Raw genomic sequence first — 12,750 nt, 5'->3', positions numbered from 1 at the left:
CTCCGTCCCTCGTCGTGCGCGTACCGCTGCCGTCACCGTCGCCACCCTCAGTCCCACTCGAAGCCCCCGCGCCGCCACTCGTAGACGAACGGCACCGTGATGAGCACGAGGAACGCGAGCATCGCGACGAGCCCGAACACCGCGAGGTCGGCGAACGCGACGGCCCACGGGTAGAGGAAGACGACCTCGATGTCGAAGACGATGAACGTCATCGCGACGAGGTAGTACTTGATCGGGAACCGGCCGCCGCCGATCGCGTGCGGCGTCGGCTCGATGCCGCACTCGTACGCCTCGAGCTTCGCGCGGTTGTAGCGCTTCGGGCCCAGGATCGCGCTCGCGCCGACACCGCCGAGGGCGAGCACGGCCGCGATGCCCATGAGGACGAGCAGCGGGGCGTACGGGTTGTCCATCAGGACGTCACTCCTCTTCGTCGAGGCCGGGCCGGGCGGGACAGCGGGGGCAGGTCATGCGGCGGGCGCGATCCGCGCGAGGCCGGCGATGACCCGGTCCACCATGTCACCACCACGCGGTTCGTAGCAGTCGGACAGGAGCTTGAGCACGAACTTCATGAGCAGGGGGCGCGGCAGGCCGTAGCGGGTGCACACGCGCATGACCTCGGGGTGCTCGATGAGCCGCACGAACACGCGCCCGAGCGTGTAGTAGCCGCCGAGGTCGTCCTTCATGCGGCGCTGGTACGTGCCGAACGCGCGCTCGCGTCCCGCCGCCGTGCCGCGCGCGAGGCCCTGCGCGATCGCGTCCGCCGCGACCCGCCCGGCCTGCAGGCCGTACGCGATGCCCTCGCCGTTGAAGGGGCTGATCATCCCCGCGGAGTCGCCCGCGAGCAGGAGGCCGCCCGCGTACAGCGGTCCCCGGTTGAAGCCCATGGGCAGGGCGGCGCCGCGCACCGGCCCGACCTGGTTGTCGGGCGTGAACTCCCACTCCGCAGGTGCGTTGCGCATCCACGCCGCGAACAGCGACTTGTAGTCGACCTTGGTCGCGGCGGCCGTCGAGCTGACCGAGCCGAGGCCCACGTTGGCGGTGCCGTCGCCGAGCGAGAAGATCCAGCCGTAGCCCGGCATGAGGTTCGAGCGACCCGGCTCGCCGTCCCACAGCTCGAGGTGGCTCTCCATCCACGGGTCGTCGTGGCGGGGCGTGCGGAAGTACGTGCGGACCGCCACGCCCATGGGGCGGTCGTCGCGCTTGGTGCGGCCCGCGGCCGTCGCGAGCCGCGTGGACACGCCGTCGGCGGCGATCACGACGGGCGCCCGGTAGACGACCTCGTCCCCGCTGCGGTGCCCCGCGTCGTCGACGGGCCGGGCCGTGACACCCACGACGCGACCCGTGCGCTCGTCGCGCACCGGACCCGTGACCGACGTGCGCTCGACGAGCTTCGCGCCCGCCGCGCGGGCGTGCGACGCGAGCGTGTGGTCGAGCGACATGCGCGACCGCGCGAGCCCGTACGACGGGTAGGACGACAGCTCCGGCCAGGGCAGCTCGAGGCGGTGGCCGCCCCCGAGCACGCGCAGACCGCGGTTGCGGATCCAGCCGTCCTGCTCGCGCAGCGGAAGGCCCATGCGGACCAGCTCGGCGACCGCGCGGGGCGTCAGACCGTCGCCGCAGACCTTGTCGCGCGGGAACGACGCCTTCTCGAGCAGGAGCACGTCGAGGCCCGCGGAGGCGCAGTGGAACGCGGCGCTGGAGCCGGCCGGCCCCGCACCCACGACGATGACGTCCGCGTCATCGGTCGTCGTCCCCACCACGAGCGGCTCCCCACTTGTGACGCTGTTCACGTGCGATCAGCGCGAGTGTAACCACGGCTCCTGACGGTGTCTCCGAAGGTGTGCCTAACTTGCGACGGCGGGGTGAAGAACCGCCTCTGGCCTGCGGCTCCGCCCAGGACGACGCGCACGCGAGGCGTCCGTGACGCGCCGACGACGGCCCGGACGGCCGTGAGAATCGACGACCACGCCCGCGACCTGCGACGGGGCTCGCGCGGCGGCCTGCGGGCGCCGCGCGAGGCTCACTCCGGACGGGTCCCGCGGTGCAGCGCCACGATGCCGCCCGACAGGTTGCGGTACGCCACCTGCGACCAGCCCGCGCGCTTCACGAGCAGCCCGAGCGCCTGCTGGTCGGGCCACTCGCGGATCGACTCCGCGAGGTACACGTACGCCTCGGGCTCCTTCGACACCGCGCGCGCGACGGGCGGCAGGGCCCGCATGAGGTAGTTCGAGTACACCGTCCGGAACGGCTTCCACGTCGGCCGCGAGAACTCGCACACCACCAGGCGCCCGCCCGGACGCGTCACACGCAGCAGCTCCGCGAGCGCCCCCGGCACGTCGGCGACGTTGCGCAGGCCGAACGACATCGTCACCGCGTCGAACGACGCGTCCGCGAACGGCAGGTGCAGCGCGTCCCCGGCGACGAACGCCAGGTCCGGCCGGCGGCGCTTGCCGACCTCGAGCATCCCGAGCGACAGGTCGCACGCGACGACCCGCACGCCCGCGTCCGCGAGCGGCTCCGCGGACGTGCCCGTGCCCGCGGCGAGGTCGAGCACCGTCTCGCCCGGCTCGGCCCGCAGCGCGGCCAGCGTGGCCTTGCGCCACGCGCGGTCCTGCCCGAGCGAGATGACGTCGTTCGTCAGGTCGTAGCGATGGGCGACCGCGTCGAACATGCGCTGCACGTCGCGAGGGTCCTTCTCGAGGCTGGCGCGGGACATGCGCCCATCGTCGCAGGTCCGCCCGTGCGGGACGAGCCGCGCCCGCGCCGGTGCCGTGCAGGTCACACCGCCGCGGGCGGGCGGGCGGGCCGCCGAGGCCTACCCTGGAGACGATGACCACGCAGACCGCCGCGCCCGCGGACGCGGTCCCCCAGCCGCTCGTGGTGCGGACCGTCCCGCTGGACGACCTCGGTCGCCCCGGCCCGTCGGGCGCCCCGGACGCCGCCGACCTGCTCGACCTCCTGCCGTCGACCGCGCCGCTCGCGTGGGTCCGCCGGGGCGACGGGCTCGTGGCGTGGGGCGAGACGCTGCGCGTCGAGGTGCGCGGCGCCGACCGGTTCGCGCGCGCCGAGGAGGCCTGGCGCGCGGTCCTCGCGCACGCCGTCGTCCGCGACGAGGTACGCCTGCCCGGCACCGGAGCGGTCGCGTTCGCGTCCTTCGCGTTCGACGAGGACTCCCCCGCGGGCGGCGTCGTCGTCGTGCCGCGCGTCGTCGTGGGCCGCAGGGGCGACCGGGTGTGGCTCACGACCATCACGGCGGGCCGGATCGGCGCCGCCCCGGCGCTCGCCGACGTCGTCGGGCCGCGCGTTCCCCCCGTGGCCCCGGGCGACGTCGCGTACCGCGACGGGGCCGTCGCCGCCGACGACTGGCGGGACGTCGTCGCCGCGGGCGTCGCCGCGATCCGGGCCGGCGAGGTCGACAAGGTCGTGCTCGCGCGCGACGTGCACGCCCGCACGCAGCACCCCGTCGACGTGCGGTGGGCGCTGCACCGGCTCACGCAACGGTACCCGTCGTGCTGGACGTTCAGCGTCGACGGGCTCATCGGTGCCACGCCCGAGCTGCTCGTGCGCTCCGAGAAGGGCCTCGTCACGTCGCGCGTGCTCGCCGGCACCATCCGCCGCACGGGCGACGACGCCGCCGACATGGCCCGGGCCGCGATCCTCGCCCACTCCTCGAAGGACCTCGAGGAGCACGAGTACGCCGTCTCGTCCGTCGCGCACGCGCTCGAGCCGTTCTGCTCCTCGACGAACGTCCCCGACGTGCCGTTCGTGCTGCACCTGCCGAACGTCCTGCACCTCGCGTCCGACGTCACCGGCGTCCTGACCGCCCCCGCGGGCGACGCGGCGCACCCGTCGTCGCTCGCCCTCGCCGCCGCGCTCCACCCTACGGCCGCCGTGTGCGGCACGCCGACCTCCGCGGCCCGCGCCCTCATCGCGCGCGTCGAGGGCATGGACCGCGGCCGCTACGCGGGGCCCGTCGGGTGGATGGGCGCCGACGGCGACGGCGAGTGGGGCATCGCGTTGCGCTCGGCGCAGGTCGACGCCGCCGACCCGCGGTCGGTGCGCCTGTTCGCCGGGTGCGGCATCGTGGCCGCGTCGGACCCGGCCGCCGAGCTCGCGGAGTCCGAGGCGAAGCTCGTCCCGATGCGCGACGCGCTCGGCCACGACCCGGCCTGACCCCGAGGTCGCCGGCTGCCCCGGCGGTGCCGCACGGCCCGGTCGTCCCGTCCGGCTCGACCCGGCGTCCCTGACCGTCCCGGTCGGCTCCGTCACTGCCGCGCACGGCGACGCCCCCGGCCGCCAGGGGGTGCGGCCGGGGGCGCTGCGTGCGGTCCGGCGTCGGACCGCGGGCGGCGGCCCAGCAGGGGACGCGAGCCGCCGCTCCGGCGGTCCGCAGGGGGTGTGCGGACCGCCGGTCGTCGGGCGAGGGCGTCAGCCCTGGCCCTGCCCCTGGAACCACCGCCACAGGTCCTCGGGGGTCATGCCGCCGGGCAGCTCGTCCGGGCCCTGCTGGCCCTGGCCGCCCTGCTGCTCCTGCGGCTGCTCGGTGCTCGGCGCCTGCTCCTGCCGCGTCGCGAGGGTCACGTCGACCTCGGTCGTGCTCCCGTCACGGACCACGGTGAGCGTCACCTGGTCGCCCGCCGCGAGCGCACGCACGTACGCCGTGAGGGACTCCGCGCCGCCGACCGGGTCGCCGTCGATCGCGACGACCACGTCGTCCGCCTGCAGGTCCGCCTCGGCAGCGGGCGAGCCGTCCGAGACCTCCTGCACGACCGCGCCGCGCCGGGTCACGCCGTCGGCCGTCGCCGTGCCGTCCGCGAGCGAGACGCCGAGGAACGCGTGCTCCGCGGTGCCGTCGTCGATGAGCTGCCCGGCGATGTTCTTCACGAGGTCGACGGGGATCGCGAAGCCGAGGCCGATCGACCCCGACGCCTGCGACAGCGTCGCGATCGACGAGTTGATGCCGATGACCCGCCCCTGCGCGTCGAACAGCGGCCCGCCGGAGTTGCCCGGGTTGACCGCGGCGTCGATCTGGATCGCGTTGGTGACGGTCGCCTGGCTGCCGTCCTGCGCGGACGTCGAGACCGGCCGGTCGACGGCGGACACGATGCCGGTCGTCACCGTGTTCGCCAGCCCCAGCGGGTTGCCGACCGCCATCACGGACTGGCCGACGACGACCTTCGAGGAGTCCCCGAGGGCCGCGGCCCGCAGGTCGTCGGGCGCGTCCTCGATGCGGACGACCGCGAGGTCCGTCGTCGGGTCGGTGCCCACCACGGTCGCCTCGAACAGGCGCCCGTCGGTCACCGTCACCTGGACCTTGCCGTCCTGCGCACCCGCGACGACGTGGTTGTTCGTGACGACGTGGCCGTCGTCGTCGATGATCACGCCCGAGCCCTGCGCACCGCCCTGGCCGGTCGCGACCTCGATCGCGACCACCGACGGAGCGACGGCCTTCGCGACCGCCTCCCAGTCGGGCGCGTCGTCGGACGATCCCGCGACGGGGACGGCCTCGTTGCGCGACGAGCCGACGTCGGCGAGCGACGCGGCCCGCGGCGCGGCGTCGTCGTCCTGCAGCACGTGCGCGATGCCCGCGGTCGCGCCCGCCGCGACGAGCGCGGTCGCCGCCGCGACCGAGACGACCGGGACCCAGGTCCGACGCCGGCGCGGGCCGGCGCCGCCGGGGTGGGCCGCCGTCGGGCCGTAGGGCGGGACGCCCGAGGCGTCGGCACGCACGGGGCCGTACGGACTCGTGGGGAGCCCGTACGGAGCGGCGAGGTGCTGCCCCGGCGCGTGCGCCGCCGGGTCCGCCGCCGGCACGTGGCCGACGGGCACCGGCTGCGCGGGGGCGTGCGCCTGCTGCGCGGCCGCCCAGCGGGCACGCTCGGCGGCCTCGCGCTGCGCGTGCTCGTGCGCGGCGGCGACGCGGCGCGCCTCGGCCTCGCGGCGGGCACGCTCGGCCTCGGCGTGCACGGGGCCCGGGGCCGCCGGGTGCGGCGGCGTGAACGGGTTGGTGGGGTGCGCGGCCGGCAGCGACGGCAGCGGCTGCGTCTCGCCCAGCGGCGGGATCGGCTGCGTCGGCTGTGCCTGCGGGTGCGTGTCGTCCGGGCGCTGCTCAGGGGTGCTCGTCATCGTCAGGTCCTCCTTCTCGACATCCATGGAAGGACACCGCGCTGGAGGGACGCTCCGACGATCCTGGGAATTCGCTGTCAGTTCGGCATGAAGGCCGCGCGGTCAGCGCAGGGCGACGTCGACCGCGTGCGCGACCTCCGCGGCGACCCGCTCACCGAGAGCGCGGCGACCACCGCGGTCGACGCGCACCTCCACCACGCTGAGGCCCGGACCCGGCGCGGCGAGCGCGGGCAGCAGCCCGTCGGCGTCGCCGACGCGCGTGTGCCGCACGCCGTAGCCCGCGCACAGCGCCGCGACGTCGACCCCGTGCGGGGTCCCGAACACGCGCTCGAACACGTCCGCCCGCTCGGGCTCGCCGGGCTCGAGGGTCGCGAAGATCGAGCCCCCGTCGTCGTTCGCGACCACGAGCTGCAGGTCCGCAGCGGGCTCGAGCGGCCCGCGCAGCAGCCCGCCGACGTCGTGCAGGAACGTGAGGTCGCCGAGCAGCGCGCGCACGCGACGGCCCGGCATGCCCAGCGCGACGCCCGCCGCGGTCGACACCGTGCCGTCGATGCCCGCGAGCCCACGGTTCGCCAGGACGAGCGGCGGGGTGTCCCACCGCGCGACGAGGTCGAGGTCGCGGACCGGGTTGGACGAGCCCACGACGAGCACGTCGCTCGGCCGCAGCACACCGGCGACGGCACGCGCCAGAGCGGGCCCGGTCACGCGGGTGCCGCTGCGCGACCGGCGCGGATCGCCCTCCCCGGGTCCGTCGAGCAGCGCGTCGACGGCGGCGTCGGCCGCCTTGCCCGCGGTCTGCCAGGCCTCGAGCCAGCCGGCCGGTGCCGTGAGACGCCCCCGCAGCATCCGCGCGGGGACCTCGGTGAGCACCTCGGCGGCGTTGCGGGCCGCGTCGGGCCACGCGCCGCCCTGCGGGGCGACGACGACGACCTCGACGTCCGGCCGCGAGAGCAGACGGTGCACCGGACGCGACAGCGTGGGGCGGCCCAGCACCACGACCCGGCGGACCGCGCCGCCCAGGCGCGGGTCGGCGAGCAGCAGCCGGTACGCGGCGACCGCGTTCGGCCCGCCCCGCGCGCCCGACGACGGCTCCGCGAGCAGCGGCCAGCCGCACGCCTCCGCCACGCGCCGCGCGAGCGGCCCGGCGCTGTCGCCCGCGACGACCACCGTCGGCACGGCGCCCCGCCGGGACCGGCCCGTCGACGCGGCCACGGACGACCGCTCCACCACGGCCGGCAGCGCCCCCGTGGTGCCGGGCGCGCCCACCCCCGGTGCGCTCCACGGCGCCGAGCCGCTGCGTGCCCGGACGTGCCCGAGCCCCGCCGCGGACGGCTCCGGCCAGCCCGCCGCGCCCGGCACGAGCGGCTCGCGGTAGGCCAGGTCGAGGTGCACGGGCCCGGGGTCGCCGGTGCGCGCCCCCGTCGCCGCGGCGACCGCCCGCGCGGCCAGGTGGCGCAGGTCGCGGGCCTCGTCCGGCAGCCCCACGGGTGCGGGGACGTCCGCGGCGAGGCGGACCGCAGCCCCGAAGATGCCGGGCTGCACGGTCGTCTGGTTCGCGCCGGTGCCGCGCAGCTCGTGCGGGCGGTCGGCGGTGAGCAGCAGCAGGGGCAGGCCCGCGTGGTGCGCCTCGAGCACCGCGGGGTGCAGGTTCGCCACGGCCGTGCCCGACGTCGTGACGACCGCGACAGGGCGCGACCCGCCGTCGTCGTGCGCCGCGGCGCGCGCAAGGCCCACCGCGAGGAAGCCGGCGGACCGCTCGTCGACCCGCACGTGCAGCCGGACCGCCGGCGCATGCTCCGGGCGCTCGCCGTCGGGGCGCGCCGCGTCCGCGAGCGCGTAGGCGAGCGGGGCGCTGCGCGAGCCCGGTGCGAGGACGACGTCGCGCACGCCGAGCGTCGCGAGCGCCTGCACGAGCACCCGGGCGGCGGCGGTCGCGGGGCTCGGGTCGGGGGTCGTCACGGGCGCCATCATGCCGTCCGCCGCGGGTCGTGCCCGGCGAGGACCGACCGGACCGCGGCGACGCGCGCGGTCCAGCGGGCCGTGAGCGCCGGGTCGGCCGCGTGCCGGTCGAGCAGCGCGGCGTCGGGCTCCGGGCGGCGCACCGGGAGGGCACCGTCGACGGGCAGCAGCGGGTCGGCGACCACGTCGGCCGTCAGGAGGCGGGCCGTGGCGAGGCCGGACGCGAACGGGAGCTCGGGCAGGGCGGCCGCGAGCGCGACGCCCGCGGCGAGACCGACCGACGTCTCGAGCGCCGACGACACGACGACGGGCAGCCCGCACTCGTGCGCGATCCGCAGGCACGCCCGCACGCCGCCGAGCGGCTGCACCTTGAGCACGAGCACGTCCGCGGCGTGCGCGCGCGCGACGGCGAGCGGGTCGGCCGCGCGCCGCACGGACTCGTCGGCGGCGATGCGCACGGACGTGCGGCGACGCAGCGCGGCGAGGTCCGCGACCGTCGGGACCGGCTGCTCGGCGTACTCCAGCCCGCCGGCCGCGCGGTCGAGCGCCGCGAGCCGGGTCACCGCGGTCTCGACGTCCCACGCGGCGTTGGCGTCGACGCGGATCGCGCCGTCCGGGCCCAGCGCGTCCCGCACGGCCTCGAGCCGTGCCTCCTCCTGCGCCTGCGTCTGCCCGGGCTCGGCGACCTTGACCTTGGCGGTCCGGCAGCCGCCCGACGCGCGCACCAGGCGGTGCGCCTCCTCGGGGTCGACGGCGGGCACCGTGACGTTGACGGGCACGGCGTCCCGCACGGGGTCCGGCCACCCCTCGTCGGCGGCCTCCCGTGCGGCGCGCCACCACGCGGCGGACTCCTGCGCGTCGTAGTCCCAGAAGGGGCTGAACTCGCCCCACCCGGCGTCGCCCCGCACGAGCACGCCGTCGCGGCTGGTCAGGCCGCGGAACCGGGTCCGCATCGGCACGGACCACACGACGGGAGAGGACGCGTCAGGCATCCCGCCAGGGTACGTCGCCGCCGCACGCCGTCGTCCGCGGGCGGGCACCGGCGACCCGCGGGGACTCAGCCTGAGACCACGGCGAGCAGCCCGCGGGCGGTGGTCCGCACCGGCCGCCCCTCGGACAGGGCGCTCACGGCGGCGCCGTCGACGAGCGCGACCGCCACCGCGGCGGGCACGCGCAGCCCCACGCGGTCGACGAGCCGCGCGACGACGGCGTCGAGCTCGGCGCGGGCGTCGGCGATGGCGCCGGCGAGCGCGACGTTGCGGCCCGCGCCGAGCAGGTGCTCGTAGTGCGCGCGGACCTGCTCGTCGTCGCCGGGCGGCAGGACGGCGTCGACCACGCGCCCGGCGGCGTCGGCGACCGGGCCGTCGGAGGCGGCGAGCACGCCCTCGGCGTGCGCGACCCACGCGGCGACGAGCGCGCGGCCCGCGGCGGCGGCGAGCTCGTCGAGGTCGGCGAAGTAGTAGGTCGTCGCGGACAGGGACGCGCCCGCCGCTGCGGCGACCCGGCGATGGGTGAGGGCGCCGGGTCCCTCGCGCAGCACGAGGTCCGCTGCTGCCGCCGCGAGCTGGGCCTTGCGGCGCTCGCCCTTGCCGGTGCGCACGGTCATGCGTGCGCCGAGGTCGACAGCTGCAGCCCGACGACGCCGGCGACGATGAGGACGAGCGACGTCACGGCGAGCACCGACAGGCGCTCGTGCAGCAGGACGGCGGCGGCGACCGCGGTGGTGGCGGCGCCGACGCCGACCCAGACGCCGTAGGCGACGCCGACGGGCAACGAGCGCAGCGCGAAGCTGAGCCCGGCGAACGACGCGACGGCGAACACGACGAACCAGATGCTCGGCCAGAGCCGGGTGAAGCCGTGCGACTGCTTGAGCGCAAGAGCCCAGCCCGCCTCGAGCATGCCGGAGACGACGAGGACGATCCATGCCATGGGGATGCACCTCCGTGCGGCCCACCGCCGGTGGGCGACCGCTGCGCGCCGGGTGTCAGGTCCGCCGTCCCGCGCACGGTTCTGGTACGACCGTACCATTCCTGCGACGAACTAGGGTGACCGCGTGAGCGACCTCTCCCCCGTCGAGCCGCCCCTGCCCGCACGCGTGTCCGACACGTTCGACCCCACCCGGTGGCGCACCGTGCCCGGCTTCGACGACCTCACCGACCTCACGTACCACCGCGGCTACGCCCGGCCCGACGCGCAGCAGCGCGCCGCCGGCGCGACCGGACGCGACCTGCCCGTCGTGCGCGTCGCGTTCGACCGGCCCGAGGTGCGCAACGCCTTCCGCCCGCACACCGTCGACGAGCTCTACCGCGTGCTCGACCACGCCCGCACCACGTCCGACGTCGGCACGGTGCTGCTCACCGGCAACGGCCCGAGCCCGCGCGACGGCGGCTGGGCGTTCTGCTCGGGCGGCGACCAGCGGATCCGCGGCCGTGACGGCTACCGGTACGCGGACGGCGACAGCGCCGCCGACGTCGACCCCGCCCGCGCCGGGCGGCTGCACATCCTCGAGGTGCAGCGGCTCATCCGCACCATGCCGAAGGTCGTCGTCGCGCTCGTCGGCGGCTGGGCCGCGGGCGGCGGGCACTCGCTGCACGTCGTCGCGGACCTGACGATCGCGAGCCGCGAGCACGCGCGCTTCATGCAGACCGACGCCAACGTCGGCTCGTTCGACGGCGGCTACGGCTCCGCGTTGCTCGCCCGGCAGGTCGGGCAGAAGCGCGCGCGCGAGATCTTCTTCCTCGCCCGCGAGTACTCCGCCGACCAGGCCTACGCGTGGGGCGCCGTCAACGACGTCGTGCCGCACGACGAGCTCGAGGACGCGGGACTGGAGTACGCGCGGATCGTCGCGACCAAGTCGCCGCAGGCGATCCGCATGCTCAAGTTCGCCTTCAACCTGGCGGACGACGGCCTCGCCGGTCAGCAGGTCTTCGCGGGTGAGGCCACCCGACTCGCCTACATGACCGACGAGGCCGTCGAGGGGCGCGACGCCTTCCTCCAAAGGCGCGAGCCCGACTGGTCCGGCTTCCCCTACGCCTACTGACGCGGTCCCTCCTCCGCATCGGCAGGTGCCGGGGAGCCGGCGTCTACTGCCGCCCGAACATCCAGGCGACGAGGTCCACGACCTCGCCGACGCCCAGGGCCAGCCCCACGAGGAGGCCGACGAGGACGACCCCCGCCGCCACGACGGCGCCGAGCGACGCCGTGCTGTGCTCCGGGGCGGACATGTGCGGTGCGGTCATGGCTCCAGCCTGCCGCGGGCCGGGTCCCGCCGCGTCGGCCCGTCGGCGGGATCCGCGCGGGCCGTGCCCACCCTCGGGCGGAGGCGAAGATCCACCTGCGGGCGGACAACCCTTCGTCGACGCGCGCCGTCCCGCTCGGTCGACGGGCACTCTGCGCCGGTCTGTGCTGGTCCGTGCGGGCCATGCCGGGCCGGTGCCGGTCGGTGCAGCCCGGCGCGCGTCGGTGCGGGTCGGTGCGGGTCGGTGCGGGTCGGTGCGGGTCAGGACACCGTCAGCGAGCCCGACCCCTCCGGGACCAGCTCGACCCACGTGTTGCCCGGGGCCAGATCGGCCGGGCTGCCGTCGGGCAGGAACAGCCGCAGCGGCGCGTCCTGCGCGTCCTTCTGCCAACGGACCGCGACCGTCTTCCCGCCGGTGGCGACGACGCCCTCCCCGGACCCGACCAGCTCGTACGTCGGCACGGGGGCACCGCCCTGCGCACCGAACTGCGTGTTGGGGTGCGGCGCCGTGACCGACACGACGTTGACCGCGGACAGCCGCTGCCCCGAGCGGGCCGTCGCCGGCGACTGCCCCTCCGAACGCAGCCACGTGCCCGTGCCCGCGTCCCACGACCAGCGCGGGTTGGACGCGGCCGAGAGCCGGAAGTCGAGCAGCGCGGCCGGGGTGCCCGAACGGACCGCCGCGGAGCGCTCGGCGGTACGCGCGAACGTGAACTGCTCGCCCGGCGACGCCTGGTGCGAGGAGTCCGCCTGCGCCCAGAACACCTCGGGCGTGCCGTAGACGTTGTGCGGCGCTGCGCGGTCCCGCGTGCGGTACAGGCCGTCGGCGCCCGCATCGTGCGAGATCGCCTGCAGGCCGCTCGCGGGCACGAGCGCGAGGATCCCGGGCTGGCCGCCCGAGAAGACGATGAGGCCGTGTGTGGGCGCGAGGATCACCGGGTCCATCGGGCGCACGGAGCGGATCGGCCCGACCTCGGCCGGCACCTGGGAGTGGAACACCGCGATCAGGCGCGAGACGTCGAACTCGACGATCGTCTCCCAGACGACGTCCGCCTGCTCGAGTCCCGTCTGCGGCCGGGCGACGGCCGTGTTCTCGACCTTGACGCCGAGCGCGGCCCGCTCCACGGGCTCGCCCTCGACCCCGGTCAGCGGCCACGTCGGCGGCACCACGGGGGCCGGCGCAGCCCCCTTGTCGGCACCGACGTCCGCGCGCTGCGTCACCGAGGTCGGCGACGGCTGCTGGGAGCCGTCGCCGCAGGCCGCGAGCGCGAGGACCGCGCCCAGCAGCGGCACGGCCCACCGCGTCGCCGCGCGTGCTCGTCCGTGCCGCCCTGCCGTCGCTCGCGTCGTCCCCGTCACGCGCACCACTGTGGCACGAGGCGTCGGCGTGCCGGCACCCGCCCAGGGGCGAGTCGCCGCAGCAGCGG

General features: G+C 76.7%; 12 protein-coding genes. 2 read left to right on the top strand and 10 right to left on the bottom strand.

The window, feature by feature from the left end:
• Nucleotides 1-47: 47 nt before the first annotated feature.
• The 3 genes from CELF_RS04695 to CELF_RS04685 form a co-directional block, all read right to left on the bottom strand.
• Nucleotides 48-410 carry an NADH-quinone oxidoreductase subunit A gene (locus tag CELF_RS04695; RefSeq protein ID WP_013770098.1) on the bottom strand — a complete coding sequence of 121 codons (363 nt, stop codon included), beginning with the start codon at nt 408-410 and terminating at the stop codon, nt 48-50.
• 54 nt (nt 411-464) lie between these two features.
• The gene (locus tag CELF_RS04690) at nt 465-1,790 is read right to left on the bottom strand and encodes a geranylgeranyl reductase family protein (protein WP_376698503.1); all 1,326 of its coding nucleotides are present in this window, start codon (nt 1,788-1,790) and stop codon (nt 465-467) included.
• 230 nt (nt 1,791-2,020) lie between these two features.
• Nucleotides 2,021-2,716, bottom strand: coding sequence for a demethylmenaquinone methyltransferase (locus CELF_RS04685; RefSeq protein ID WP_013770096.1), 696 nt, complete (start codon nt 2,714-2,716; stop codon nt 2,021-2,023).
• Nucleotides 2,717-2,829: 113 nt separating this feature from the next.
• On the opposite strand from CELF_RS04685, the gene CELF_RS04680 reads away from it, so the two are divergent.
• On the top strand, nt 2,830-4,173 hold the full coding sequence (locus CELF_RS04680; protein ID WP_013770095.1) for an isochorismate synthase: 1,344 nt from the start codon (nt 2,830-2,832) through the stop codon (nt 4,171-4,173).
• Nucleotides 4,174-4,428: 255 nt separating this feature from the next.
• Here the strand turns inward: CELF_RS04680 and CELF_RS04675 are convergent, their stop codons facing one another.
• The 5 genes from CELF_RS04675 to CELF_RS04655 form a co-directional block, all read right to left on the bottom strand.
• Entirely contained in the window at nt 4,429-6,126 is a 1,698-nt protein-coding gene (locus CELF_RS04675) for a trypsin-like peptidase domain-containing protein (protein WP_232014305.1), read from the bottom strand.
• Between the two features lie 102 nt (nt 6,127-6,228).
• Complete coding sequence (gene menD / locus CELF_RS04670) at nt 6,229-8,097, bottom strand: 2-succinyl-5-enolpyruvyl-6-hydroxy-3-cyclohexene-1-carboxylic-acid synthase (RefSeq protein ID WP_013770093.1); 1,869 nt, start codon at nt 8,095-8,097, stop codon at nt 6,229-6,231.
• Nucleotides 8,094-9,077, bottom strand: coding sequence for an o-succinylbenzoate synthase (locus CELF_RS04665; RefSeq protein WP_013770092.1), 984 nt, complete (start codon nt 9,075-9,077; stop codon nt 8,094-8,096). The genes menD and CELF_RS04665 overlap by 4 nt, the downstream gene beginning before the upstream one ends.
• Before the next feature lie 65 nt (nt 9,078-9,142).
• Nucleotides 9,143-9,691: a TetR/AcrR family transcriptional regulator gene (locus CELF_RS04660; RefSeq protein WP_013770091.1), complete on the bottom strand. Its 549-nt coding sequence runs from the start codon at nt 9,689-9,691 to the stop codon at nt 9,143-9,145.
• Complete coding sequence (locus CELF_RS04655) at nt 9,688-10,014, bottom strand: DMT family transporter (protein WP_013770090.1); 327 nt, start codon at nt 10,012-10,014, stop codon at nt 9,688-9,690. The genes CELF_RS04660 and CELF_RS04655 overlap by 4 nt, the downstream gene beginning before the upstream one ends.
• A gap of 124 nt (nt 10,015-10,138) precedes the next feature.
• Here CELF_RS04655 and CELF_RS04650 point away from each other — a divergent pair, with 124 nt between their 5' ends.
• Nucleotides 10,139-11,125 carry a 1,4-dihydroxy-2-naphthoyl-CoA synthase gene (locus CELF_RS04650; protein ID WP_013770089.1) on the top strand — a complete coding sequence of 329 codons (987 nt, stop codon included), beginning with the start codon at nt 10,139-10,141 and terminating at the stop codon, nt 11,123-11,125.
• A gap of 43 nt (nt 11,126-11,168) precedes the next feature.
• On the opposite strand, the gene CELF_RS20345 is transcribed toward CELF_RS04650, so the two are convergent.
• The gene (locus CELF_RS20345; RefSeq protein WP_013770088.1) at nt 11,169-11,324 is read right to left on the bottom strand and encodes a hypothetical protein; all 156 of its coding nucleotides are present in this window, start codon (nt 11,322-11,324) and stop codon (nt 11,169-11,171) included.
• Between the two features lie 260 nt (nt 11,325-11,584).
• Nucleotides 11,585-12,682 carry a DUF3048 domain-containing protein gene (locus tag CELF_RS04645; RefSeq protein WP_232014303.1) on the bottom strand — a complete coding sequence of 366 codons (1,098 nt, stop codon included), beginning with the start codon at nt 12,680-12,682 and terminating at the stop codon, nt 11,585-11,587.
• Between the last annotated feature and the right edge of the window lie 68 nt (nt 12,683-12,750).

This window comes from Cellulomonas fimi ATCC 484, assembly GCF_000212695.1.
In the GTDB taxonomy this organism is placed as follows: Bacteria; Actinomycetota; Actinomycetes; order Actinomycetales; family Cellulomonadaceae; genus Cellulomonas; species Cellulomonas fimi.
Note: the sequence above shows the minus strand (reverse complement) of the source record. Positions and strands in the feature narration are given on the sequence as shown.

What these genes read in the sequence shown, in the direction of transcription:
- CELF_RS04695 (WP_013770098.1), bottom strand. Translation starts at nt 410, where the DNA reads ATGGACAACCCGTACGCCCCGCTGCTCGTCCTCATGGGCATCGCGGCC.
- CELF_RS04685 (WP_013770096.1), bottom strand. Translation starts at nt 2,716, where the DNA reads ATGTCCCGCGCCAGCCTCGAGAAGGACCCTCGCGACGTGCAGCGCATG.
- CELF_RS04680 (WP_013770095.1), top strand. Translation starts at nt 2,830, where the DNA reads ATGACCACGCAGACCGCCGCGCCCGCGGACGCGGTCCCCCAGCCGCTC.
- CELF_RS04675 (WP_232014305.1), bottom strand. Translation starts at nt 6,126, where the DNA reads ATGACGAGCACCCCTGAGCAGCGCCCGGACGACACGCACCCGCAGGCA.
- menD (WP_013770093.1), bottom strand. Translation starts at nt 8,097, where the DNA reads ATGATGGCGCCCGTGACGACCCCCGACCCGAGCCCCGCGACCGCCGCC.
- CELF_RS04665 (WP_013770092.1), bottom strand. Translation starts at nt 9,077, where the DNA reads ATGCCTGACGCGTCCTCTCCCGTCGTGTGGTCCGTGCCGATGCGGACC.
- CELF_RS04660 (WP_013770091.1), bottom strand. Translation starts at nt 9,691, where the DNA reads ATGACCGTGCGCACCGGCAAGGGCGAGCGCCGCAAGGCCCAGCTCGCG.
- CELF_RS04655 (WP_013770090.1), bottom strand. Translation starts at nt 10,014, where the DNA reads ATGGCATGGATCGTCCTCGTCGTCTCCGGCATGCTCGAGGCGGGCTGG.
- CELF_RS20345 (WP_013770088.1), bottom strand. Translation starts at nt 11,324, where the DNA reads ATGACCGCACCGCACATGTCCGCCCCGGAGCACAGCACGGCGTCGCTC.